General features: G+C 71.9%; 23 protein-coding genes. 16 read left to right on the forward strand and 7 right to left on the reverse strand.

Translation table 11 applies throughout. The features are described 5' to 3' along the window. Positions 1-23 precede the first annotated feature (23 nt). The 7 genes from OHU74_RS19380 (at position 24) to OHU74_RS19410 (ending at position 6,456) form a co-directional block, all read left to right on the forward strand. A complete protein-coding gene (locus OHU74_RS19380) occupies positions 24-812 on the forward strand; it encodes an aldose 1-epimerase (protein WP_371617084.1) in 789 nt (262 codons plus the stop codon). Positions 813-844: 32 nt separating this feature from the next. Next, positions 845-1,384 carry an orotate phosphoribosyltransferase gene (gene pyrE, locus OHU74_RS19385; RefSeq protein WP_371617085.1) on the forward strand — a complete coding sequence of 180 codons (540 nt, stop codon included), beginning with the start codon at positions 845-847 and terminating at the stop codon, positions 1,382-1,384. Between the two features lie 254 nt (positions 1,385-1,638). Further along, positions 1,639-2,661: a class II fructose-bisphosphate aldolase gene (gene fbaA, locus OHU74_RS19390; RefSeq protein ID WP_243330679.1), complete on the forward strand. Its 1,023-nt coding sequence runs from the start codon at positions 1,639-1,641 to the stop codon at positions 2,659-2,661. Positions 2,662-2,746: 85 nt separating this feature from the next. Further along, the gene (locus OHU74_RS19395) at positions 2,747-3,160 is read left to right on the forward strand and encodes a DUF3151 domain-containing protein (protein WP_371617086.1); all 414 of its coding nucleotides are present in this window, start codon (positions 2,747-2,749) and stop codon (positions 3,158-3,160) included. 185 nt (positions 3,161-3,345) lie between these two features. Further along, the gene (locus OHU74_RS19400; protein WP_330297683.1) at positions 3,346-4,194 is read left to right on the forward strand and encodes a tryptophan 2,3-dioxygenase; all 849 of its coding nucleotides are present in this window, start codon (positions 3,346-3,348) and stop codon (positions 4,192-4,194) included. Further along, entirely contained in the window at positions 4,187-5,395 is a 1,209-nt protein-coding gene (gene kynU, locus OHU74_RS19405; protein ID WP_371617087.1) for a kynureninase, read from the forward strand. Before OHU74_RS19400 ends, kynU begins: the two co-directional genes overlap by 8 nt. A gap of 170 nt (positions 5,396-5,565) precedes the next feature. Beyond that, complete coding sequence (locus tag OHU74_RS19410; protein WP_371617088.1) at positions 5,566-6,456, forward strand: alpha/beta hydrolase; 891 nt, start codon at positions 5,566-5,568, stop codon at positions 6,454-6,456. On the opposite strand, the gene OHU74_RS19415 is transcribed toward OHU74_RS19410, so the two are convergent. Next, positions 6,381-6,845 carry a hypothetical protein gene (locus tag OHU74_RS19415; protein ID WP_371617089.1) on the reverse strand — a complete coding sequence of 155 codons (465 nt, stop codon included), beginning with the start codon at positions 6,843-6,845 and terminating at the stop codon, positions 6,381-6,383. The two genes, OHU74_RS19410 and OHU74_RS19415, sit on opposite strands and share 76 nt — an antisense overlap. Positions 6,846-7,013: 168 nt before the next feature. On the opposite strand from OHU74_RS19415, the gene OHU74_RS19420 reads away from it, so the two are divergent. Genes OHU74_RS19420 through OHU74_RS19435 form a run of 4 tightly spaced genes read left to right on the forward strand, consistent with a single transcriptional unit; the run spans position 7,014 to position 9,356 of the window. Further along, positions 7,014-7,814 carry a Scr1 family TA system antitoxin-like transcriptional regulator gene (locus OHU74_RS19420; RefSeq protein ID WP_371617090.1) on the forward strand — a complete coding sequence of 267 codons (801 nt, stop codon included), beginning with the start codon at positions 7,014-7,016 and terminating at the stop codon, positions 7,812-7,814. Further along, positions 7,811-8,047 (forward strand): DUF397 domain-containing protein, encoded by a 237-nt coding sequence (locus tag OHU74_RS19425; protein WP_371617091.1) that lies wholly within the window; start codon positions 7,811-7,813, stop codon positions 8,045-8,047. The genes OHU74_RS19420 and OHU74_RS19425 overlap by 4 nt, the downstream gene beginning before the upstream one ends. Beyond that, the gene (locus tag OHU74_RS19430; RefSeq protein ID WP_371619733.1) at positions 8,047-8,490 is read left to right on the forward strand and encodes a hypothetical protein; all 444 of its coding nucleotides are present in this window, start codon (positions 8,047-8,049) and stop codon (positions 8,488-8,490) included. Before OHU74_RS19425 ends, OHU74_RS19430 begins: the two co-directional genes overlap by 1 nt. 50 nt (positions 8,491-8,540) lie before the next feature. After that, positions 8,541-9,356 (forward strand): alpha/beta fold hydrolase, encoded by an 816-nt coding sequence (locus tag OHU74_RS19435; RefSeq protein ID WP_371617092.1) that lies wholly within the window; start codon positions 8,541-8,543, stop codon positions 9,354-9,356. A 16-nt stretch (positions 9,357-9,372) separates the two neighbouring features. On the opposite strand, the gene OHU74_RS19440 is transcribed toward OHU74_RS19435, so the two are convergent. Together OHU74_RS19440 and OHU74_RS19445 are read right to left on the reverse strand one after the other, a co-directional pair. Further along, positions 9,373-9,861 (reverse strand): carboxymuconolactone decarboxylase family protein, encoded by a 489-nt coding sequence (locus OHU74_RS19440; RefSeq protein WP_371617093.1) that lies wholly within the window; start codon positions 9,859-9,861, stop codon positions 9,373-9,375. A gap of 172 nt (positions 9,862-10,033) precedes the next feature. Beyond that, positions 10,034-11,317, reverse strand: a complete 1,284-nt coding sequence (locus OHU74_RS19445; RefSeq protein WP_371617094.1) for an adenylosuccinate synthase — start codon at positions 11,315-11,317, stop codon at positions 10,034-10,036. A gap of 184 nt (positions 11,318-11,501) precedes the next feature. On the opposite strand from OHU74_RS19445, the gene OHU74_RS19450 reads away from it, so the two are divergent. Beyond that, positions 11,502-12,425, forward strand: coding sequence for a diacylglycerol kinase (locus OHU74_RS19450; protein ID WP_371619734.1), 924 nt, complete (start codon positions 11,502-11,504; stop codon positions 12,423-12,425). 41 nt (positions 12,426-12,466) lie between these two features. Further along, positions 12,467-13,213: a hypothetical protein gene (locus tag OHU74_RS19455; protein ID WP_371617095.1), complete on the forward strand. Its 747-nt coding sequence runs from the start codon at positions 12,467-12,469 to the stop codon at positions 13,211-13,213. Here the strand turns inward: OHU74_RS19455 and OHU74_RS19460 are convergent. Beyond that, positions 13,147-13,833, reverse strand: coding sequence for an alpha/beta hydrolase (locus tag OHU74_RS19460; RefSeq protein ID WP_371617096.1), 687 nt, complete (start codon positions 13,831-13,833; stop codon positions 13,147-13,149). The two genes, OHU74_RS19455 and OHU74_RS19460, sit on opposite strands and share 67 nt — an antisense overlap. Positions 13,834-13,918: 85 nt before the next feature. Here OHU74_RS19460 and OHU74_RS19465 point away from each other — a divergent pair, with 85 nt between their 5' ends. Then, positions 13,919-14,641, forward strand: a complete 723-nt coding sequence (locus OHU74_RS19465) for an HAD family hydrolase (protein ID WP_371617097.1) — start codon at positions 13,919-13,921, stop codon at positions 14,639-14,641. A gap of 12 nt (positions 14,642-14,653) precedes the next feature. On the opposite strand, the gene OHU74_RS19470 is transcribed toward OHU74_RS19465, so the two are convergent. Next, positions 14,654-15,154, reverse strand: a complete 501-nt coding sequence (locus OHU74_RS19470; protein ID WP_371617098.1) for a GbsR/MarR family transcriptional regulator — start codon at positions 15,152-15,154, stop codon at positions 14,654-14,656. 75 nt (positions 15,155-15,229) lie between these two features. Here OHU74_RS19470 and OHU74_RS19475 point away from each other — a divergent pair, with 75 nt between their 5' ends. Both OHU74_RS19475 and OHU74_RS19480 read left to right on the forward strand, forming a co-directional pair. Then, complete coding sequence (locus tag OHU74_RS19475) at positions 15,230-16,156, forward strand: ATP-binding cassette domain-containing protein (protein WP_371617099.1); 927 nt, start codon at positions 15,230-15,232, stop codon at positions 16,154-16,156. Beyond that, complete coding sequence (locus tag OHU74_RS19480) at positions 16,153-17,943, forward strand: ABC transporter permease (RefSeq protein WP_371617100.1); 1,791 nt, start codon at positions 16,153-16,155, stop codon at positions 17,941-17,943. Before OHU74_RS19475 ends, OHU74_RS19480 begins: the two co-directional genes overlap by 4 nt. Before the next feature lie 89 nt (positions 17,944-18,032). Here OHU74_RS19480 and OHU74_RS19485 read toward each other — a convergent pair whose 3' ends face one another. Continuing rightward, a complete protein-coding gene (locus OHU74_RS19485) occupies positions 18,033-18,692 on the reverse strand; it encodes a response regulator (RefSeq protein WP_371617101.1) in 660 nt (219 codons plus the stop codon). Next, positions 18,689-20,011 carry a sensor histidine kinase gene (locus OHU74_RS19490; protein ID WP_371617102.1) on the reverse strand — a complete coding sequence of 441 codons (1,323 nt, stop codon included), beginning with the start codon at positions 20,009-20,011 and terminating at the stop codon, positions 18,689-18,691. Before OHU74_RS19490 ends, OHU74_RS19485 begins: the two co-directional genes overlap by 4 nt. Between the last annotated feature and the right edge of the window lie 63 nt (positions 20,012-20,074).

The following is a 20,074-nucleotide window of genomic DNA, read 5'->3' on the forward strand; positions in this document are numbered from 1 at the left end:
GCCCAGGCCCTAAGGTCGGGGACATGAGTACGCAACTGCGCGCCGGCGGCGCCGAGGTGACCATCGACCAGGAGAACGGCTGCCGGATCAGCAGTCTGCGCATCGACGGGACGGAGCTGCTGCGGCAGGGGGACCGCTTCGGGTCCTTCCCGATGGTGCCCTGGTGCGGGCGCACCAGGAACGGCCAGTTCCAGGACGGCGCGACCCTCCACCAACTGCCGCTCAACCACCCGCCGCACGCCATCCACGGCTTCGGCCGCGACGCCGCCTGGCGCCCGGCCCGCACCACCGCCACCGAGGCCGCGTTCACGTACGCCCTCACCGACCCGTGGCCCTACGCGGGACTCGTCACCCAGATCTTCGAGCTCGGCGAGAACGGCCTGACCCTGACCATGGGCGTGGAGACCTACGAGGACTCCTTCCCGGCGCAGGCCGGCTGGCACCCCTGGTTCCACCGCAACCTCGGCAACGGCGGCGAGGACGTGCGCATCGACTTCGAAGCGGGCTGGCAGGAGGAGCGCGGCGCCGACCACCTCCCCACCGGAAACCGCATCGACCCCAAGCCCGGCCCGTGGGACGACTGCTTCGGCATGCCGGACGGGGTCGACGTCACCCTCACCTGGCCCGGAGCGCTGGAGCTGAAGGTCACCAGCCGCTCCGAATGGGTGGTCGTCTACGACGAGGAGCCCGAGGCCGTCTGCGTGGAACCGCAGTCCGGCCCGCCGAACGGACTGAACAGCCTGCCGCAGCTGGTCACCCCGGTGGACCCGCTGGAGATCTCCACGACGTGGACCTGGCGGCGCCTCGGGTAGCCGGGCTCCGGCGCCCAATTAAGCTCATGCCCATGAGTGACGTACGCGATGCGCTTCTGCAGCAGATCAAGGACAAGGCCGTCGTGCACGGCAAGGTGATCCTCTCCTCCGGCCGTGAGGCCGACTACTACATCGACCTCCGCCGGGTCACCCTGGACGGCACGGCGGCTCCGCTGGTCGGCCAGGTCATGCTCGACCTCACCGCCGACCTGGAGTTCGACTGCGTCGGCGGTCTGACCCTGGGCGCCGACCCGGTCGCCACTTCGATGCTGCACGCCTCCGCGGCGCGCGGCGCGGTGCTGGACGCTTTCGTCGTCCGCAAGGCGCAGAAGGCGCACGGCATGCAGCGCCGCATCGAGGGCACCGACGTGAAGGGCAAGCGCTGCCTGGTGGTCGAGGACACCTCGACCACCGGCGGTTCCCCGCTGACCGCCGTCGAGGCGGTCCGCGAGGCCGGCGGCGAGGTCGTCGCCGTCGCGACGATCGTCGACCGCGGCGCGGCCGACGCGATCGCCGCGGCCGGTCTGCCGTACCTCACGGGCTACCAGCTGGACGACCTCGGATTGTCCTAGCCCTTGGACAGCGGGTGGTGCTTCCGCACAACTGGTGACTTAGGTCCCCAGGAGTCCCGAAGTAGGTCCTGACCTGGCCTTTCGTGTCCGGGTGGAGTGTTTCACGTGAAACACTCCACCCGCTTCGGCCCGCGCGCCGCCGTCGTCGAGGTGGAGTGCGCCCCGGAGTCTGGAAAGATGGGCCCGACGGCAACGTCGCCCCCAGGTCAGGGCCCGCAATAAGCACACCTCCCGCACATCCAAGGAGCGGACAGATGCCCATCGCAACCCCCGAGGTCTACAACGAGATGCTCGACCGGGCGAAGGCAGGCAAGTTTGCCTACCCGGCGATCAACGTGACCTCGACCCAGACCCTGCACGCTGCACTGCGCGGCTTCGCGGAGGCCGAGAGCGACGGCATCATCCAGATCTCCACCGGTGGTGCGGAGTTCCTGGGTGGCCAGTACAACAAGGACATGGTCACCGGCGCCGCCGCCCTGGCCGAGTTCGCGCACATCGTGGCCGCGAAGTACGACATCACCGTCGCGCTGCACACGGACCACTGCCCCAAGGACAAGCTGGACGGCTACGTCCGCCCGCTGCTCGAGATCTCCGCCGAGCGCGTGGCCCGCGGCCTCAACCCGCTGTTCCAGTCGCACATGTGGGACGGCTCCGCCGAGACCCTCGCCGACAACCTGGCCATCGGCCAGGAGCTGCTCGCGAAGGCCGCCGCCGCGAAGATCATCCTCGAGGTCGAGATCACCCCGACCGGTGGCGAAGAGGACGGCGTCAGCCACGAGATCAACGACGAGCTGTACACGACCGTCGACGACGCGCTGCGCACCGCCGAGGCCCTCGGCCTGGGTGAGAAGGGCCGCTACCTGCTGGCCGCCTCCTTCGGCAACGTCCACGGCGTCTACAAGCCGGGCAACGTCGTCCTGCGCCCCGAGCTCCTCAAGGACCTCCAGGCCGGCGTCGGCGAGAAGTACGGCAAGTCCTCGCCGTTCGACTTCGTCTTCCACGGCGGCTCGGGCTCCACGGCCGAGGAGATCGCCACCGCGCTGGAGAACGGCGTCGTGAAGATGAACCTCGACACCGACACCCAGTACGCCTTCACCCGTCCGGTCGTGGACCACATGTTCCGCAACTACGACGCGGTCCTGAAGGTCGACGGCGAGGTCGGCACCAAGTCGAAGTACGACCCCCGCACCTGGGGCAAGGCCGCCGAGGCCGGCATGGCCGCGCGCGTCACCGAGGCGTGCGCGAACCTGCGTTCCACGGGCACCAAGCTCAAGTAGTCACAGCGCGAAGGGCCCGACCCCACCGTCTCCGGACGGCGGGGTCGGGCCCTTTCGCAGTCCCGGCATCCCCCAGACTGTGGGCATGTCCATTCACCAGAACCTGCTCGGGGGCCCCGCCCCCACCCACCTGCCCGACGAGCCGGGCCGCGAGGCCATCGCCGCCGGCACCCCCGCCGTCGAGGTGGCCGCCGCGCACCCGACGTCCTCCCTCGCCTGGGCGCTCCTCGCCGACGAGGCCTTCGCCGCCGGCCGCACGGTCGAGTCGTACGCGTACGCCCGTACGGGCTACCACCGTGGCCTCGACGCGCTGCGCCGTGCCGGCTGGAAGGGCCACGGCCCGGTGCCGTGGGAGCACGAGCCGAACCGCGGCTTCCTGCGCGCCCTGAACGCCCTGGCCCGCGCGGCCGGTGCGATCGACGAGAAGGAGGAGTACGAGCGCTGCTCGACCTTCCTGCGCGACTCCTCGGAGACCGCGGCGGACGTGCTCGGCGCCTGATCCGCCCTGCGGATGACCGGGCGGGCTCCACCGGGGCCCGCCCGGTCGCGGAATGTGACGTACCCCACTGACTATTGAGTCCCTGCCGCACGCCGGTCTTATGATGCGGACAGGGGACCGGAGCTCCACTCACCTCACCGGAAGGAGCGGACCGCTACCCGGAAGCACGTATCGAGGAGACAGCGATGTCGCACGCCCTTGATGCCTCCGGAGACGGCGGTTCGGACACCCCGAACCTCGACTTCGCCGGCACGACCCCCTACGAGGACTACGTCCAGGCGGACGTCCTCACCCACCTCCAGCACCTGCGCTCGGACGACCCGGGCGAGATGGTCTTCCTGGTCACGACCCAGGTCATGGAGCTGTGGTTCACGGTGATCGTCCACGAGTGGGAGACGGCCGCGCGGGCGCTCCGCGAGGACCGGATCCCCGTCGCGATGGACGCGCTGAAACGTTCACTCCGCGAGCTGGAGGCCCTCAACGCCTCCTGGCGCCCCCTCGCCCAGCTGACCCCGGGCCAGTTCAACGCGTACCGCGCCGCCCTCGGCGAGGGCTCCGGCTTCCAGTCGGCGATGTACCGCCGGATGGAGTTCCTGCTCGGCGACAAGTCCGCCTCCATGCTGGTCCCGCACCGCGGCGCGCCGCGCGTCCACGGGGAGCTGGAGAAGGCCCTGCACGAGCCCAGCCTCTACGACGAGGTCCTGCGCCTCCTGGCCCGCCGCGGCCTCGGGGTCCCGGCGGCCGTCCTGGACCGCGACCTGACCCAGCGCTACGAGCCCTCGCCGGAGGTCGAGTCCGTCTGGACCTCCCTCTACGCGGACCCCGACGCCCACCCGGACCTGCACCGCCTCGGCGAGGTCCTCACGGACGTCGCGGAGCTGGTCTGGCGCTGGCGCAACGACCACCTGGTGGCCACCCGGCGCGCGATGGGCGCCAAGACGGGCACCGGCGGCTCGGCGGGCGTGACCTGGCTGGAGAAGCGGGCGACGAAGAACGTCTTCCCGGAGCTGTGGACGGCGCGCAGCCATGTCTGAGCCGACCGCGCCCGACCTGGCGCAGCGCGCCGCCGAGCTCGACGCCGCCGACGAGCTCGGCAAGCTCCGCGAACGCTTCACCCTGCCCGAGGGCGTCGTCTACCTGGACGGCAACAGCCTCGGCGCCCTCCCGGCCGGGGTCGCCCAGCGCCTCGCCGAGGTGGCCACCGAGCAGTGGGGCAACCGCCTCATCCGCTCCTGGACCGAGGGCGAAGCCAACTGGTGGAACGCCCCGGAGCGCATCGGCGACCGGATGGCGCCCCTGATCGGCGCGGCGGCCGGTCAGGTCGTCGTCGGCGACTCCACCAGCGTCAACCTCTTCAAGGCCCTGGTCGGCGCGGCCCGCCTCGCCGCCCCCGGCCGCACCGAGATGCTCGTGGACGCCTCCACCTTCCCCACGGACGGCTACATCGCCGAATCGGCGGCCCGGATGACGGGTCTGCGCGTCGTCCCGGTGGACCCGTCCGGGGCGGCGCAGGCGATGTCCGCGGACACCGCCGTGGTCCTGCTCAACCACGCCGACTACCGCACCGGCCGCCTCCACGACCTGCCCGCCCTCACCGCGGCGGCGCACGCCGCGGGCGCGCTGATCGTCTGGGACCTGTGCCACACGGCCGGGGCCCTGCCCGTGGGCCTCGACGCGCACGGCGTGGACCTCGCGGTCGGCTGCTCGTACAAGTTCCTCAACGGCGGCCCCGGCGCCCCCGCGTACCTGTACATCGCCGCCCGCCACCAGGGAGCCTTCGACTCCCCGCTGCCGGGCTGGAACGGCCACGCGGACCCGTTCGCGATGACCCCGTCCTACGAGGCCGCGGAGGGCGTCCGCAGGGGGCGCGTCGGTACCCCGGACATCCTGTCCATGCTCGCCCTGGACGCCGCCCTGGACGCCTGGGACGGGGTTTCGGTCGAAGCGGTCCGCGCGAAGTCGCTCGCCCTGACGGACTTCTTCCTGGAGTGCGTGGCGGCGTACGTCCCGGCGGGCCAGGTCGAGCCGGTCACCCCGACCGAGCACGGCCTGCGCGCCAGCCAGGTCTCCCTGCGGACCGCGAACGCGGCGGAGATCATGCGCGAGCTCATCGCCCGGGGCGTGATCGGGGACTTCCGGGCCCCCGATGTCCTGCGCTTCGGCTTCACCCCTCTCTACGTCGGTTTCGCCGACGCGGAGCGCGCAGCCCGCACGCTGGGTCACATTTTCGGGTGAACCGGTAGCGAAACGTCACATCACCATGCGGGCGGGGCTACGGCCCCGCCCGCAGCCGTATCTCCTCGGCCCGCCACGGAGGGGCCCGTTCCGGCCTGATACGGTCCCGCTCTGCCGGAACACCGGAACACCAGTCCCCCTCGTCCCATGCGTTACCGGAGGTTGAGCCGATGACGGACCCCGCAGTCGAACGGGACGCCGCCGAGGCCGCCTCGGCCTTCTCCCATCCGCCCGTCGCCCCCGACGCGACGGCGGCCTACGGTGAACACCCCGACCAGATCGTCGACTTCTACGCCCCGCGCGGCGAGGGCGCCCACGCCCCGCGCTCCGTCCCGCTGGTGGTCGTCCTGCACGGCGGAGCCTGGCGCGCCCCCTACGACCGGCAGCACATCACCCCTTTCGTGGACTTCCTGGCCCGCCGGGGTTTCGCCGTCGCCAATGTCGAGTACCGGCGGGGAAGTTCCCTGCCCCACCAGGATGCCGAGGGCCCCGTCGCGGGCCGCTGGCCCGAGACCTTCGACGACGTGGCCGCCGCGATGGACGCCCTGCCCGACCTGGCCGCCGCGTGGATGCCGGAGGCGGACCCGCGCCGCACTGTGCTGACCGGCCACTCGGCCGGAGGGCACCTCGCGCTGTGGGCCGCGGCCCGGCACGTGCTCCCGTACGACTCCCCGGCCGGCTGGAGGCTGCCTTCCCCGCCGCTGCTGCGCGGCGTGGTGGCACTGGCCCCGATCGCGGACTTCACGGTGGCGGAGGAGCTGGGGGTCTGCGGGGGCGCCTCGGCGCAACTGCTCGGCGGAGCCGCCGCCTTCGGCGAACGCCGCCCGTACGCCGATCCGGCGGCGCTGCTCCCGACCGGGATCGCGACGGCGGTGGTCCAGGGGCGCAGCGACATCGTGGTCCCGGAGGAGGTGTCCGAGGCGTACGTGGCCGCGGCCGCGCACGCGGGGGAGATGGTGGGCCTGACCCTGCTGGACGGGGTCGGTCACTTCCCGCTCATCGACCCGGCGGCGGACGCGTGCGCGGTGGTGTCGGAGGAGATCTCCCAGCTCGCCTGGTAGAGCCCGGCGGCCCGGTGCAGGAGCAGGGCGTGCACGAAGCGGTCCTCGGCGGTGGGCGGGCAGCGCCAGGCCAGTGGCCAGGAGCCGTCCAGCTCGGGGACCGGGATGTACGTGGTCCTGCGCGGCCCGGAGCCGAGCCGGGTCATTCCGGGCGGCCAGGAGCGGTGGGCGGCGCTGCCGGGCGGGATGAGGAAGTAGACGGGCCGCCTGCCGTTGCTTTGTGTGATGACCGGCCCGGGGTCACCGCCCGTGAGCGTGATGAGCAGATCGACGAGGTTCCGACCGTCGTCGCCGTCCACGCGTACAGCGTCAAATTGCACTCCTGCCTTGCGCATTGAGATTCCGGCGGTGGGGACCCAGGTGGGGGTGGGGTGACTTTCTGTGTTCATGGGTCCAGCTTGGTGGCGCGGGTCTACCGTTTTCCAGAGCGGCGACTCAACCGCTGGAACGGTAGGAATTCGGGCCCTGCTGGTTGAGTTCGGTTGTGTCCGGTTGAGTTCGGGGGTGATCGCGTGGCGAAGTCTGCGAACAAGAACCAGGCGGGGGGGGGGGGGGGGGTGACCCGACTGGTTGCCCGGTTGGTGCGGGCCTTCAGAGAGCGGGAGAAGCTGACCCAGAAGGAACTGGGCGTGCTCATCGGGTACTCGGCTGCGGCGATCAGCGCTCTGGAGACCTGCGCACAACCGCCGAGCGACGAGATGCTGGTCCAGCTGGAAGCGGTGATCGGCGGCGGGATGGGCCTGTTCGAGGAGGCGCGCGAACTGGTCCGCGTGGAAACGTTCCCACCGCACTTCCAGGACTTCTTCGAGCTGGAACAGGAAGCCTTGACGCTCTCCCTGTTCGAGACCCGCGTGATCTACGGGATCTTCCAGACCGAGGATTACGCCCGGGCACTCTTCGCGGGCGGCTATCCGGTGCTCTCGGAGCACAGGATCCAAGAACTGATCGACGGCAGGATGGCACGAAAGGCGCTGTTCGACCGTGACCCGGTTGCCCTCATCGAGTACATCGTCGACGAGGGAGCGCTCCTGCGGGGGATCGGCAGCAAGGCCATCATGCGCGATCAGTATCGATATCTGGTCGAGCTTGCCCAGCGCCGCAATGTGACGCTGCAGGTGGTCCCGCTCGACTGCGGCTTCTCGGGTGAGCATGCCGGCACGAGCGGTGGCATGTGCTTCGTCGAATCCCCGCGTCATGAGCGGCTGTTGTACATGGAGCAACAGGACGAAAGCATGCTGATCAGCGATCCGGCAAAGGTGAGCCTCTACTCCCAGCGGTATGCGAAGATCCGCGCACAGGCCCTGGCCCCACGTGAATCGCTGGGCCATATCAAGCGGTTGGCGGGAGACGAACGATGAGCAACACACTGCAGTGGTTCAAGTCCGGCTACAGCAACCCCAGTGGCGGCGACTGCGTCGAGGTGGCCTACGACTGGTACAAGTCGAGCTACAGCGACTCCAGCGGCGGCGCATGCGTAGAGGTGGCCGCCTGCCCCCACGCCATCCACGTCCGGGACTCCAAGAACCTCGGCCCCACCCTCACCCTGACGACCACCGCCTGGTCCGACTTCGCGGGGTGGGCGGCCAGCTAATGGCCAGGTGGGGGCTGATAGTCGAGCAGAACACCGGGGTCGGGCGGGACCGCCGGATGTGGTCCGTCGAGGTGATCGGGCACGTCGACGGGACCAGGGAGGACGCGCTCGCCGCCCTCCGGGCACGGGCCGAGCGCTACGAGCCCGAGCACCCATACAACGTGGAGCGGCGGGCGCTGTACCAGGAGCGGGACGGGTTCCTGCTGGTCCTGGACGGGATCTGGCAGGTCTTCCACTGCCGGTTCACGGTGGCCGAGGAGCTCTTCGACAGCGCGCAGCCCCCGCCGCCCGCGCCCGAAGCGGCCCCCGCACCCGCGCCCGTACGCACCGCGCGCCCGTGGTCCGCGCGGCCCCCGAAGGCTCCGGTCGAATCGGCGCCCCCGGAGGCCTGGGACGCGGACGTGCCCGAGCGGCCCTCCTGGCTGGGGCGGGACACGCCGTGACCCGCCGCCGGTCGTTGACCGGTGGGCGGGGGCGTTGGTAGGGAGTGGGCATGCCCTTTCTCCGTGCAGGTGGCCCGAATCTCTACTACGAGGTCGTCGGGGAGGGCGAGCCGCTCGTCCTCGTCCACGGTTCCTGGAACGACCACACTTCCTGGCAGCCCGCGATCGAGGCGGACATCCGTGCCTCCTTCCGGGTGCTGAGCTACGACCGCCGTGGTCACGGGCAGAGCGAGGCGGGGCCGCTGCCCGGGACCCGCAGGCAGGACGAGGACGATCTGGCGGCCCTGATCGAGGGGCTCGGCCCGGCCCCCGCGCACGTGGCCGGGAACTCCTTCGGCGCGGCCACCGCGCTGGGGCTGGCGGCGCGCAGGCCGGAGCTCTTCCGTACGATCACGGCCCACGAACCGCCGCTCGCCGCGATCGTGGCCGGTGACCCGGCCGCGGTGGCGGAGATGGGGACGGCCAGGGCCTCGATCGAGGCCGTGCTCGACCTCTTGCGCAAGGGTGAGTACGAGCAGGGCGCGCGGCTGTTCGTGGAAGAGGTCGCCCTGGGCCCGGGGACCTGGGACCGGCTGCCCCAGCGGGCGCGCGACACGTTCGTGCACAACGCCCCCACCTTCCTGGACGAGCAGTCCGACCCGGACTGGGCGACGCTGGACCTGGAAGGGCTCGCGCGGTGCGAGGTACCGGTGTTGCTGAGCGGCGGTACGGAGAGCCCGGCGTGGCTGGGGACCGTCCTCGACCACCTGGCCGAGGCCCTGCCCCGGGCCCGGCGGCAGACGCTGGAAGGCGCGGGCCACATCCCGCACGTCACCCACCCTCAGGAGTACGTCGCCGCCCTCACCCGTTTCATCGGGGAGGGCTGACGACTCCCGGCGGCCCTCAGTCCCACTGCTGGGCCGCCAGTGAGGTGACCGGGGCCGGCTTGCCGATGACGGCCAGGGCGATGAAGAAGCTGAGCTGGCCGATCGCGATGGTGAGCGTGGCGATGGCCTTCTCGTCGTAGTGCCTGGCCACCTCCGCGTACAGCTCGTCGGAGACCCGCTCCTTGCCGACCGGGGCCGACTGGATGGTCGCCTCCATCAGCGCGAGGGCGGCCCGCTCGGCGTCGGTGAAGAAGAGGGCGTCCGTCCAGGAGGAGACGGCGGTGATGCGCTCCTCGGTCTCCCCGGCCTTGCGGGCGAAGCTGGTGTTCAGGATGGTCAGGTAGGTGTTGCCGACGATCTGCCCGGCCCGGATGCCGATGAGGTTCAGCGTGCTGCGCGGCACCGTGTGGTTGCCGGTGGCCCGGAAGAGGGCGGCGCTCACGTCGGCCAGCTCGGGGACGAGCTTGGTCGGGTCGGACATCCGGGAGATGGGGGTCTTCGTCATGGCTGCTCTCCTTCAGGTCGGCCGGTGTTGGCGTCTCGCAGCAATGACGGATGGGCGCGCACGGATGTGACAGGGGGCGGGAAATTTCTTTTCCGCGCCCCCGCCCGGAGTCGTCCGGGTACGCCGAAGGGGCGGTGCGCCGGAAAGCGCACCGCCCCTTCGGGTGGACTGCCTAGAGGAACGAGTTGATCTCGATCGTCTCGGTGCGGCCGGGGCCGACGCCGATCGCGGAGATCGGGGCGCCCGACATCTCCTCGAGGGCCTTGACGTACGCCTGGGCGTTCTTCGGGAGGTCCGCGAAGGTCTTGGCCTTGGTGATGTCCTCGGACCAGCCGGGGAGGGTTTCGTAGATCGGCTTCGCGTGGTGGAAGTCCGACTGCGAGTACGGGAGCTCCTCGACGCGCTTGCCGTCGATCTCGTACGCGACGCAGACCGGGATCTCTTCCCAGCCGGTCAGCACGTCCAGCTTGGTGAGGAAGAAGTCCGTCAGACCGTTCACGCGGGTCGCGTAGCGGGCGATCGGGGCGTCGAACCAGCCGCAGCGGCGGTCACGGCCGGTGGTCACGCCGCGCTCGCCGCCGATGCGGCGCAGGGCCTCGCCGTCCGCGTCGAAGAGCTCGGTCGGGAACGGGCCGGCGCCGACACGGGTCGTGTACGCCTTCAGGATGCCGATGACGCGGCTGATCTTCGTCGGACCGACGCCCGCACCGGTGCAGGCGCCGCCCGCAGTGGGGTTGGACGAGGTGACGAAGGGGTACGTGCCGTGGTCGACGTCGAGCAGGGTGCCCTGCCCGCCCTCGAAGAGCACGACCTTGTCCTGGTCGAGCGCCTTGTTGATGATGAGGGTGGTGTCGGCGACGTACGGCTTGATCTGCTCCGCGTACTGGAGCATCTCTTCGACGATCTGCGCCGGGTCGATCGCGCGGCGGTTGTACAGCTTCGCGAGGAGCTGGTTCTTACCCTCCAGCGCGGCTTCGACCTTCTGGGTGAGGATCGACTCGTCGTAGAGGTCCTGGACCCGGATGCCGATGCGGTTGATCTTGTCCGCGTAGGTCGGGCCGATGCCGCGGCCGGTCGTACCGATCTTGCGCTTGCCGAGGAAGCGCTCGCCGACCTTGTCGAGGGTGACGTTGTACGGCGTGATCAGGTGCGCGTTGCCGCTGAGGAGCAGCTTGGAGGTGTCGATGCCGCGCTCGTTGAGGCCGCGCAGCTCGGAGAGCAGGACGGCCGGGTCGACTACGACACCGTTGCCGATGACCGGGGTGCATCCGGGGGAGAGGATGCCGGAAGGGAGAAGGTGCAGTGCGTACTTCTGGTCGCCTACGACGACCGTGTGGCCGGCGTTGTTGCCACCCTGGTAACGCACTACATAGTCAACGGATCCACCGAGCAGGTCGGTGGCCTTTCCCTTGCCCTCGTCACCCCACTGAGCTCCGAGCAGCACAAGAGCGGGCACAGGCGTACACCTCTTCCGGATGGGGCATGTCCAAGGTCAGGGGGCGTACGACGATGTACACCGCAGGCTGAGCCGTCGGACCGGTACCCCGGAATAGACGAAGGCCCTGGCGCAATAGCGCAAGGGCCTCTTGCACAAAGATGCTACCCGAGGAAGGACCGAGGTGTCGGCTCCAGAGCCCACCATGAGCCATGCGGGCGCGCCGGTAGGCGGCCTGCTCGTGCTCGTCGACCCGGTCGCCCGCCGTCTTGACGGCGAGTCCGTGCGGATCGCGAAAGATGTTCTGTCAGCGGGAGCTGCGGCGAAAATCTGCCTCCCGGACTCGCAGGAGGAGTTTGCGCGGGCTCTTGCCCGCCGGGGTCATCGCCAGCCGGTGATCGTGGGCGACGACCGGGCGCTCGTACGCGCGGTCGGGCTGCTGTACCGGGAGCGGGCGCTTTCACAAGGCGCGATTTCGCTGATTCCCGTGGGCCAGCCGGGGTCCCTGGGACTGGCGAGGCAGCTCGGCGTGCCGCTGTCGGCGGTGTCCGCCGCGCGGGCGGTCCTGGACGGGACCGTGGGCATGCGAGACCTGCTGGTCGACGACAGCGACGGGGTGGTGCTGGGCGGGATCGGCATCCCGCCGGTACGGGCCGTGCCGCGGCCGGCCGGCCCGTCGGTCTGGAGCGCGTACCGCTCGCTGGTCCGTACGCTCGTCCGCCCGCCGCTGTCGGCCTCCGGCGGGTCGGGTGGGTCCGGGGGGTCCGGCGGCTCCGGCGGGCACCGGCTGCGGGTCGAGGCCGACGGGGTGGTCCTGGCGGACGTGGACCGGCTCGTGGAGGACGTCTCGGTGTCGGCCCGGGAGGGCGACGGGCTGGCGGACGTACTGGTCCGGCTGGCCGGGGACGGCGGCTCGGGCGGAGCGGGCGGCTCGTCGGGCGGAGCGGGGGGTGTCGGGGGTGCCGATGTCTCCGCGGACCGGGTGGTGCGGGTGCGGGCGGCCACGGTGACCGTGTCCGGCCCGGACTTCCGCTACCGCGCGGACGCGGCCGTCACGGGCCCGGTCCGGCGCCGTACGTGGACCCTCCACCCGGCGGCGTGGGGACTGACGCTGCCGCACCAGCGGTGACGGATCCGGGGGGCTGGCTCCCGGGCCGGGGCCGGGGCCGGGTGGCGGTTTCCGGAGGGGCTGAGGGGTCCGGGTCCGGTGCTCTGGACGAACCCGGGTGCGGGCCGCCCGACGAGGCGGCGCTCCGGGACGCGCTCAGCGACTGGCGGCAGGACGCCGTGCTGATCGGTGTGCTGCCGCTGCTGTGCTGGCCCGCGCTGATCGGGGCGCTGATCACCGATCCCGCGCCCCTGCGGGTGGCGCTGCTGGCCCTGCTGAACCTCCCGGTGCCCGTCGCGCTCCGGGAGCTGTACGTCGTCCGGCGCGTGCGCCGCCTCCTGAAGGATCCGGAGCCCGGGCCGGCCGGCTGGACCCCGTACGACGCGGAGGCGGTGCGCGGGGGCGGGCTGCCGCCGCTGCTCGTGCTCGGTGACCGCAGCGGCGGTTTCGGGGGGCCCTACGTGCTGACCCTGGGGCCGCTGGGGCGGCGGGTGCTGCCGCCGCGCGCGTGGCCGCGTACCGACCCGGCCCTGCCGCAGTCGGCGCTGCCGCCCTCGCCGGGGGAGTCGGACGCCCCCGATCCGCCCCGGGAACGGCTGGTGTGGCTGTTCGGGGATCCGGGACCGGGGGCCGTCGTGTGGGCACCGCGCGCCCGGGAACTCGGCCGCGCCCGCCGCCTGTGGCGCCGCGGAGCGGGCCGCCGGCGGGGGCCGCAGGCGGGAGCGGGGAGCGGCGGGGCGGCTCAGCCCCGGGCGGCCGCCTCGATGAGGTCGCAGACCGGGCCGGGGAGCGACGCCAGGGAGGCGTGACTCGCCTTGAGCTCGATCGTCTTGCGGGGATCCATGCGGGCGGCCATGCGGCGCTCGTTGTCGGGGTGGATCATGCGGTCCTCGGTGGAGACCTGGTACCAGGACGGCTTCGCGCGCCAGGCGGGCGCGGTCACGGCGTCGGCGAAGGTGGAGCCGAGGGGCGCCTTCTGCGTGACGGCCATGACCAGGGCTTCTTCGGGGGTGAGGTCCTGGGCGAAGCTCTCGTGGAACTTGTCCTGCTTGATCCACAGGTAGCCGTCGGAGTCGGGTGCGATGTTCTCGAAGGCCGCCGGCGGCATCTCCTGGGTCAGTCCGCCGGGGCTCTCGCCGGCATCAGGGGCGAAGGCGGCGATGTAGACCAGACCGGTGACGTTGGGCAGATCACCCGCCTCGGTGATGACGGCGCCGCCGTACGAGTGGCCGACGAGCAGGACCGGACCGTCGATCTGCCGGACCATCTTGCGGGTGCGCTCGGCGTCGTCGGCGAGGGAGGTCAGCGGGTTCTCGACGGCGTGCAGGTCGCTGTGGCCGCGGCGGTGGAGTTCGCCGATGACCTCGGCCCAGTGGGCGGCGCCGCCCCAGAAGCCGTGGACGAGGACGATGGCGGGGGTGTCGGACATGGGTCTGGTTCCGTTCTGGTTCGTTCTGGTCCGTTCCGTTCCGGTGCCCCCCGGGCCACGCTAAGCGGATGATCTACTGGCTGCCATGCAGCCCCTGCTGATGATCGACCTCGACAACACGCTGATCGACCGCGACGCCGCCTTCCGGGAGGCCTGCGCCGCCTTCCTGGCCGCGCACGGTCTGCCGGCCGCGGACCTGGACGCGCTGATGGAAGCGGACGCGAGCGGCTACACGCCCCGCGAGCCGTTCACCCGGTGGCTGGCCGAGCGGTACGGCTCCCGGGCGCCCGCAGAGGCCGTACGGACCCTCCTGGACGGAGGCGGCGCCGACCGGACCGTCCTGGCTCCGGCTACGCGCGAAGCCCTGCTGCGGGCCGCCGCGGCGGGCTGGCGCTGCGTGATCGTGACGAACGGGGAAACGGAGCAGCAGGAGGCGAAGATCCGCCACACCGGGCTCGACGCGCTGGTGCACGGCTGGGTGATCTCGGAGGCGGCCGGCCACAAGAAGCCCGCGCCGCAGATCTTCCACGCGGCGGCGGCGGTCGCGGGCGCCGGTTCGGGTGCCGGTGCCGGTGCTGGTGGGGGCGGAGATGCCGGTGCCCGGCCCGTCGACGCCTGGATGGTCGGAGACTCCGCGGCGGCGGACATCGGTGGCGCCCACGGCCTCGGCATCCGCAGCGTCTGGATCTCCCCGACCGCCGCAGCCTGGCCGGAGCCCGCCTTCCGGCCCACCCACACGGCTCCGGACGTGGCATCGGCCATCACGTACGTACTCGCAGCGGGGCCGGTCGGCGGCGATACGGCCTGACGACCTAGGCCTTCAGCCCGGCGGCAGGTTCAGGGTGGCTCGGTGGGTGCGCCAGCGGTCCATCAGGGCCAGGAGCTCCGCCTGCATGAACTCGAAGAACTCCGCCGTCTCGGCGATGCGCGCGCCCGCCGGGGAGTCGGGGCCCAGGCTGGCCGCGCCGTCGCGCAGGGTCTTCTCCCAGAGGGTCAGGATCTGGTCGCGGCGGGTGAAGGTCTCGTACCAGAGCTCGTTGTGCAGCACGTAGCGGTCGCGCCGGGAGCCCGGCTCGCGCTCCCGGCTGACCATGTTGACCTGGGAGAGGTAGGACACGGCCCCCGACACCGCCGCCGGGCTGATGCGCAGGGCCTCGCCCAGCTCGGCCGAGGTCATCGCGCCGCCGTCGCTGGCGAGGAGCCGCGCGAAGACCCGCGCCGCCATCCGCTGCATCCCCGCCTCGGTCAGCTGCGCGGCGAACCGTTCCACGAAGCGGGAGACGGCCTCGTCGTCCCGTCCTGCGCCGTCTCTGGTGTTCACGTCGTCCGCCACCCTCCCGACTTTAGTTGATTTCCAATCTTCACAACATTGTGAAATCAGCGTACGTTCGGAGTCATGACGAAGGCCATCAGCGTCGCCGGACTCCACAAGGCATTCGGCCGCACCCGCGCACTGGACGGACTCGACCTCTCGGTCGCCACCGGCGAGGTCCACGGCTTCCTCGGCCCCAACGGCGCCGGCAAGTCCACCGCGATCCGGGTCCTGCTGGGCCTGCTGCGCGCGGACTCCGGCGCCGCCGAACTGCTCGGCGGCGACCCCTGGGCCGACGCCGTCGAACTGCACCGCCGCATCGCCTACGTACCCGGAGACGTCACCCTGTGGCGCAACCTCTCCGGCGGCGAGGTCATCGACCTCTACGGGCGGCTGCGCGGCGGCCGCTTGGACCGGGGGCGCCGGGCCTCGCTGACCGAGCGGTTCGAACTCGACCCGACCAAGAAGGGGCGTACGTACTCCAAGGGCAACCGGCAGAAGGTCGCCCTCGTCGCCGCCTTCGCCTCCGACGTCGAACTGCTCGTCCTCGACGAGCCCACCTCCGGCCTCGACCCGCTGATGGAGGAAGTCTTCCGGCGCTGCGTCACCGAAGCGCGCGCCGCCGGCCGCACCGTCCTGCTCAGCTCGCACCTCCTCAGCGAGGTCGAGGCCCTCTGCGACCGGGTCAGCATCATCCGCAGGGGCCGCACGGTGGAGACCGGCAGCCTCGCCGAGCTGCGCCACCTCGCGCGCACCTCGATCAGCGCCGAGCTCGCCGCCCCACCCAACGGCCTCGCCCACCTGCCGGGCGTCCACGACGTCGAGGTACGGGGGCTGAAGGTCCGCCTCCAGGCCGACACGGACAAGCTGGACGCCGTACTGCGCTCGCTCGCGGCTTCGGGCGTGCGCTCGCTGACGTCCACCCCGCCGACCCTCGAAGAGCTCTTCCTGCGCCACTACGCACCTTCGGGAGAGCGGGACGCGGACCGGGAGTCGGGTGGGGTCCGATGAAGGGCCGTCAGCTGGCCGGGACCGCGGCGCTGCTGCGCCTCGCGCTGCGCCGTGACCGCGTCATGATGCCGGTGTGGATCCTGGCCGTGGCCTCGATGGTGCTCGCCGTGCCGGCCTCGCTCGAATCGATGTACACGACGGCGGCGGAACGGGCCGCGCTGCTCACCACGATGAACTCCAACGGTTCGCTCCGCGCCCTCTACGGCCCCGTCTTCGCCGACTCGATCGGCGCCCTGACCGCCTGGAAGGGCGGGGTCTTCGCGGGGCTGCTCGCCGGGATCATGAGCCTGGTCATCGTGGTCCGGCACACCCGGGAAGAGGAGGAGGCGGGACGTCAGGAGTTCCTGTCCGCCGCCATGGTGGGGCGCCGGGCCCCGCTCACGGCCGCCCTGCTGGCAGCCGGCGCCGCCAACCTCCTCGTCGCCCTCCTCGTGGCGGCCGGGCTCGCCGGCCGGGGCGCGGGCGGAGCGCTCGGGCTCGGGCTCTCCATCGCGGCCACCGGGATGCTCTTCGCTTCGGCGGCGGCCGTCGCGGCGCAGTGCACCGAGAGCGCGCGGCTCGCGAAGGGGCTCACGGGGGCGCTGATCGGAGCGGCCTTCGTGCTGAGGGCCGCGGGCGATGCGGGCTCCGCCGACGGTTCCTCGGCGCTGACGTGGATCTCGCCGCTGGGCTGGCTGGAACACGTACGGGCCTTCGCGGACGAACGCTGGTGGGTGCTCGCCCTGTTCGCGGCGGCCATCGCGGCCCAGACGGCCGGGGCGTACGCACTCGCCGGCCGCCGGGACCTGGGCCGTCTCTTCCGGATCTTGCCGGGCCCGTGGCGCCCGGCACCGCACCTCGCCGCACTGCCGCGGCACCCGAGTACGTCCCGTACGCGGCAGCCCCGGCAGCACGGCGAGGCACGGCACCGGACGACGCGGGCTCGACCGGCAAGATCCGGAAGAGACGGCCTAGGCATGGGCTTCCTGGCGGCCCGGCCGGGCCGGGCCGAGGGGCGGCTCACCGGCGCCGGGGCGCTGGCGTGGCGACTGCAGCGCGGCGCCCTGCTCGGGTGGAGCCTCGGGTTCCTGGTGGCCGGTGCGGTGTTCGGCGGGATGGCCGACGGGGCCACCCGGCTGGTCGGGGACAACGCCAGGACCCGCGAGCTCATCGAACGGATGGGCGGCGGCGCCCCGGAAGGCTCCGGCGGCGCGGGTGTTGGCAGCGCAGGCGGGCAACTGGCCCTGACCGACGCCTTCCTGGCGACGATGGCCGGGATGTTCGGGCTGGTGGCGGCCCTCTACATCGTCTCGTCGGTGCTGCGGCTCAGCGGCGAGGAGTCGGGCCAGCGTGCGGAGCCGCTGCTCGCGCACCCCCTCGGCCGGCTGCGCTGGGCCGCCGGACACCTGGCCGTGGCCTTCGGCGGCTCGGTGCTGATCCTGCTGCTGGCGGGGCTTGGCCTGGGCATCGGCCACGGGCAGGACGTCGGCGCGGCCGTCGGGGCCTGCCTGGCGCAGCTCCCGGCCGTCTGGGTGATCGGAGCCTTCGCGACGCTCCTGTACGGCGCGGCCCCCCGGTACGCGGTGGCCGCCTGGGGCGTGGCCGGGGCGGCGCTGGCGCTCGGCTGGATCGGCCCGGCGCTGAATCTCCCGCGGGCGGTTCTGGACCTCTCGCCCTACGCCCACCTGCCGAAACTGCCGGGCGCGCAGGCCCTGACCTGGGCTCCTCTCCTGACGCTGACCGCATGTGCGGTGGCCTTCGGGGCGGCCGGCCTGACCGCGCTGCGCCGCCGCGACCTGATGACCTGACGGCCAGGGTCGAGCTACTCGAAAAGTTGTCCACAGCTGTGGACAACTTTTCGGGATCCGCGATTCTCGGGATCCGCAGCCTTGGCAGCCTAGGCCGGGATCACCAGCCGGGTCTCGTAGGCGAACACCGCGGCCTGTGTGCGGTCCCGCAGGCCCAGCTTCACCAGGATCCGGCTCACGTGGGTCTTGATCGTGGACTCGGCGATGATCAGCCGGTCGGCTATCTCCGCATTGGACAGTCCCTGCGCGATCAGCACCAGCACCTCCGTCTCCCGCTCCGTCAACTCCCCGGTCCCCTCGCTGCTCGTGAACACCCGGGTGCCCGAGAGCTTCGCGAACTCGGTGATCAGCCGCCTGGTCACCGAGGGGGCCAGCAGCGCCTCCCCGGCGGCCACCACCCGTACCCCATCGGCCAGTTGCCGGGCGGAGGCGTCCTTGAGGAGGAACCCGGAGGCCCCGGCCTGCAGGGCCTGGTACACGTACTCGTCGAGGTCGAAGGTCGTCAGGACCAGCACCTTCGCGTCCGCGTCGGCGGCCACGATCGCCCGGGTCGCCTCCAGGCCGTTCATCTCCGGCATCCGGATGTCCATCAGGACCACGTCCGGCTTCAGCGCCGCCACCTGCGCGATGGCCTCGCGTCCGTTCACCGCCTCCCCGACCACCTCGATGCCCTCCATCGCGTTCAGGAGGACGGAGAACCCCTCCCGGACCATCATCTGGTCGTCGACGATCAGCACCCGGATCGTCATGCCGGATCCTTCGCCGGCTCCGGGCGGCTGGTGGACACCGGTATGTACACCGCCACCTCGTACCCTCCCGCGGCCGTCTCACCGGCCGTCATCTCCCCCTCCAGCATGGCCACCCGCTCCCGCATCCCGGTGATCCCCTGACCGGCCCCCGGCGAGGGCCGGGCGTCCCCGGTCGCCGCCTCGTTGACGATGCGTATGCCCAGCCCGCCCAGTACGTACGAGACCTCCACCCCGGTCACCGCGCCCGGCGCGTGCCGCAGGGTGTTGCTCAGGGCCTCCTGGATGATCCGGTACGCCGACAGCTCCACCCCGGGCGGCAGTTCCCGCACCGAACCCGTCACCGTCTTGTCCACGCTCAGCCCGGCCTCCCGCACATTGGCCAGCAGCCCGTCGAGCGAGGCCAGCGTCGGCTGCGGGGCGTCCGGTGCCTCGTAGTCCGCGGAGCGGACCACGCCCAGCACCCGGCGCAGCTCCGTCAGCGCCGCCACCGCGTTCTCCCGGATGGTGACGAAGGCCGCCTCCAGCTCCGGCGGCGGGTTCTTCACCCGGTAGGGCGCGGCCTCCGCCTGGATGGCGACCACCGACATGTGGTGGGCGACCACGTCGTGCAGCTCGCGCGCGATCGTCGTCCGCTCCTCCAGCAGTGTCCGCCGGTCCCGCTCGAAGGCCGTGACCTCGATCTGCGCGCTGACCTCCTGCGCGGCCTGCTTGCGGACGTTGCGGACGCTGACCGCCAGCAGGGCGATCGCCGTGAAGAAGATCAGCGGGCCGAGGCTGGGGAAGTTACCGCGCCCCAGCAGGGCCAGTCCACCGCCGATGGCCAGGGTGACCAGCCACATCCAGCCCGCGATCCGGGGCCGGGTCCGCATCGCCACGAAGATCAGCGTCGCGAGGTAGGCGAGGAACGTGCTGGGCGCCCAGGGCAGGTTGGAGCCCCACGGGGTTGCGACCGGGAAGATCAGATTGACCGCCACGGAGACCCAGAACGCCCCCACCGGCCGGACCAGGGTCATCAGCACCGGGGCAGCCGCCACCAGTCCCAGGACCAGGGCGCCCGCCTGGGTCAGCTCGGTGGTCACGGTCGCGCAGAAGACGATGACGAACGCCACCAGGCATACGACCGCGTGCGGCAGATGGGCCGCCTCGGCCCGTATCCGCCGCGGGAGCTTGTGGGCCAGCGGCCCGTCCGTGTCCATCGGGGCCAGCGGACGGTAGGCGAAGGCATCGGTGATCATGTCCTGGCGCAGGCTCTGGAACAGGCCCGAAGCCATCCGGAACTCGGGTGTCAGGGGGGTCGCCCCGCGGGTCGTCTCGGTCATGCTCCCCACGGTAGGTCCGCCGTGTCCTCGTCCGCGTCGCCGCTGAAGGGGATTTCCCGGGGT

The sequence above is a fragment of the Streptomyces sp. NBC_00454 genome (genome assembly GCF_041434015.1).
Taxonomy (GTDB): Bacteria; Actinomycetota; Actinomycetes; order Streptomycetales; family Streptomycetaceae; genus Streptomyces.

Coding starts and splice junctions, on each gene's coding strand:
- OHU74_RS19380 (WP_371617084.1), top strand. CDS start 24: ATGAGTACGCAACTGCGCGCCGGCGGCGCCGAGGTGACCATCGACCAG.
- pyrE (WP_371617085.1), top strand. CDS start 845: ATGAGTGACGTACGCGATGCGCTTCTGCAGCAGATCAAGGACAAGGCC.
- fbaA (WP_243330679.1), top strand. CDS start 1,639: ATGCCCATCGCAACCCCCGAGGTCTACAACGAGATGCTCGACCGGGCG.
- OHU74_RS19395 (WP_371617086.1), top strand. CDS start 2,747: ATGTCCATTCACCAGAACCTGCTCGGGGGCCCCGCCCCCACCCACCTG.
- OHU74_RS19400 (WP_330297683.1), top strand. CDS start 3,346: ATGTCGCACGCCCTTGATGCCTCCGGAGACGGCGGTTCGGACACCCCG.
- kynU (WP_371617087.1), top strand. CDS start 4,187: ATGTCTGAGCCGACCGCGCCCGACCTGGCGCAGCGCGCCGCCGAGCTC.
- OHU74_RS19410 (WP_371617088.1), top strand. CDS start 5,566: ATGACGGACCCCGCAGTCGAACGGGACGCCGCCGAGGCCGCCTCGGCC.
- OHU74_RS19415 (WP_371617089.1), bottom strand. CDS start 6,845: ATGAACACAGAAAGTCACCCCACCCCCACCTGGGTCCCCACCGCCGGA.
- OHU74_RS19425 (WP_371617091.1), top strand. CDS start 7,811: ATGAGCAACACACTGCAGTGGTTCAAGTCCGGCTACAGCAACCCCAGT.
- OHU74_RS19430 (WP_371619733.1), top strand. CDS start 8,047: ATGGCCAGGTGGGGGCTGATAGTCGAGCAGAACACCGGGGTCGGGCGG.
- OHU74_RS19435 (WP_371617092.1), top strand. CDS start 8,541: ATGCCCTTTCTCCGTGCAGGTGGCCCGAATCTCTACTACGAGGTCGTC.
- OHU74_RS19440 (WP_371617093.1), bottom strand. CDS start 9,861: ATGACGAAGACCCCCATCTCCCGGATGTCCGACCCGACCAAGCTCGTC.
- OHU74_RS19450 (WP_371619734.1), top strand. CDS start 11,502: ATGAGCCATGCGGGCGCGCCGGTAGGCGGCCTGCTCGTGCTCGTCGAC.
- OHU74_RS19460 (WP_371617096.1), bottom strand. CDS start 13,833: ATGTCCGACACCCCCGCCATCGTCCTCGTCCACGGCTTCTGGGGCGGC.
- OHU74_RS19465 (WP_371617097.1), top strand. CDS start 13,919: ATGCAGCCCCTGCTGATGATCGACCTCGACAACACGCTGATCGACCGC.
- OHU74_RS19475 (WP_371617099.1), top strand. CDS start 15,230: ATGACGAAGGCCATCAGCGTCGCCGGACTCCACAAGGCATTCGGCCGC.
- OHU74_RS19480 (WP_371617100.1), top strand. CDS start 16,153: ATGAAGGGCCGTCAGCTGGCCGGGACCGCGGCGCTGCTGCGCCTCGCG.
- OHU74_RS19485 (WP_371617101.1), bottom strand. CDS start 18,692: ATGACGATCCGGGTGCTGATCGTCGACGACCAGATGATGGTCCGGGAG.
- OHU74_RS19490 (WP_371617102.1), bottom strand. CDS start 20,011: ATGACCGAGACGACCCGCGGGGCGACCCCCCTGACACCCGAGTTCCGG.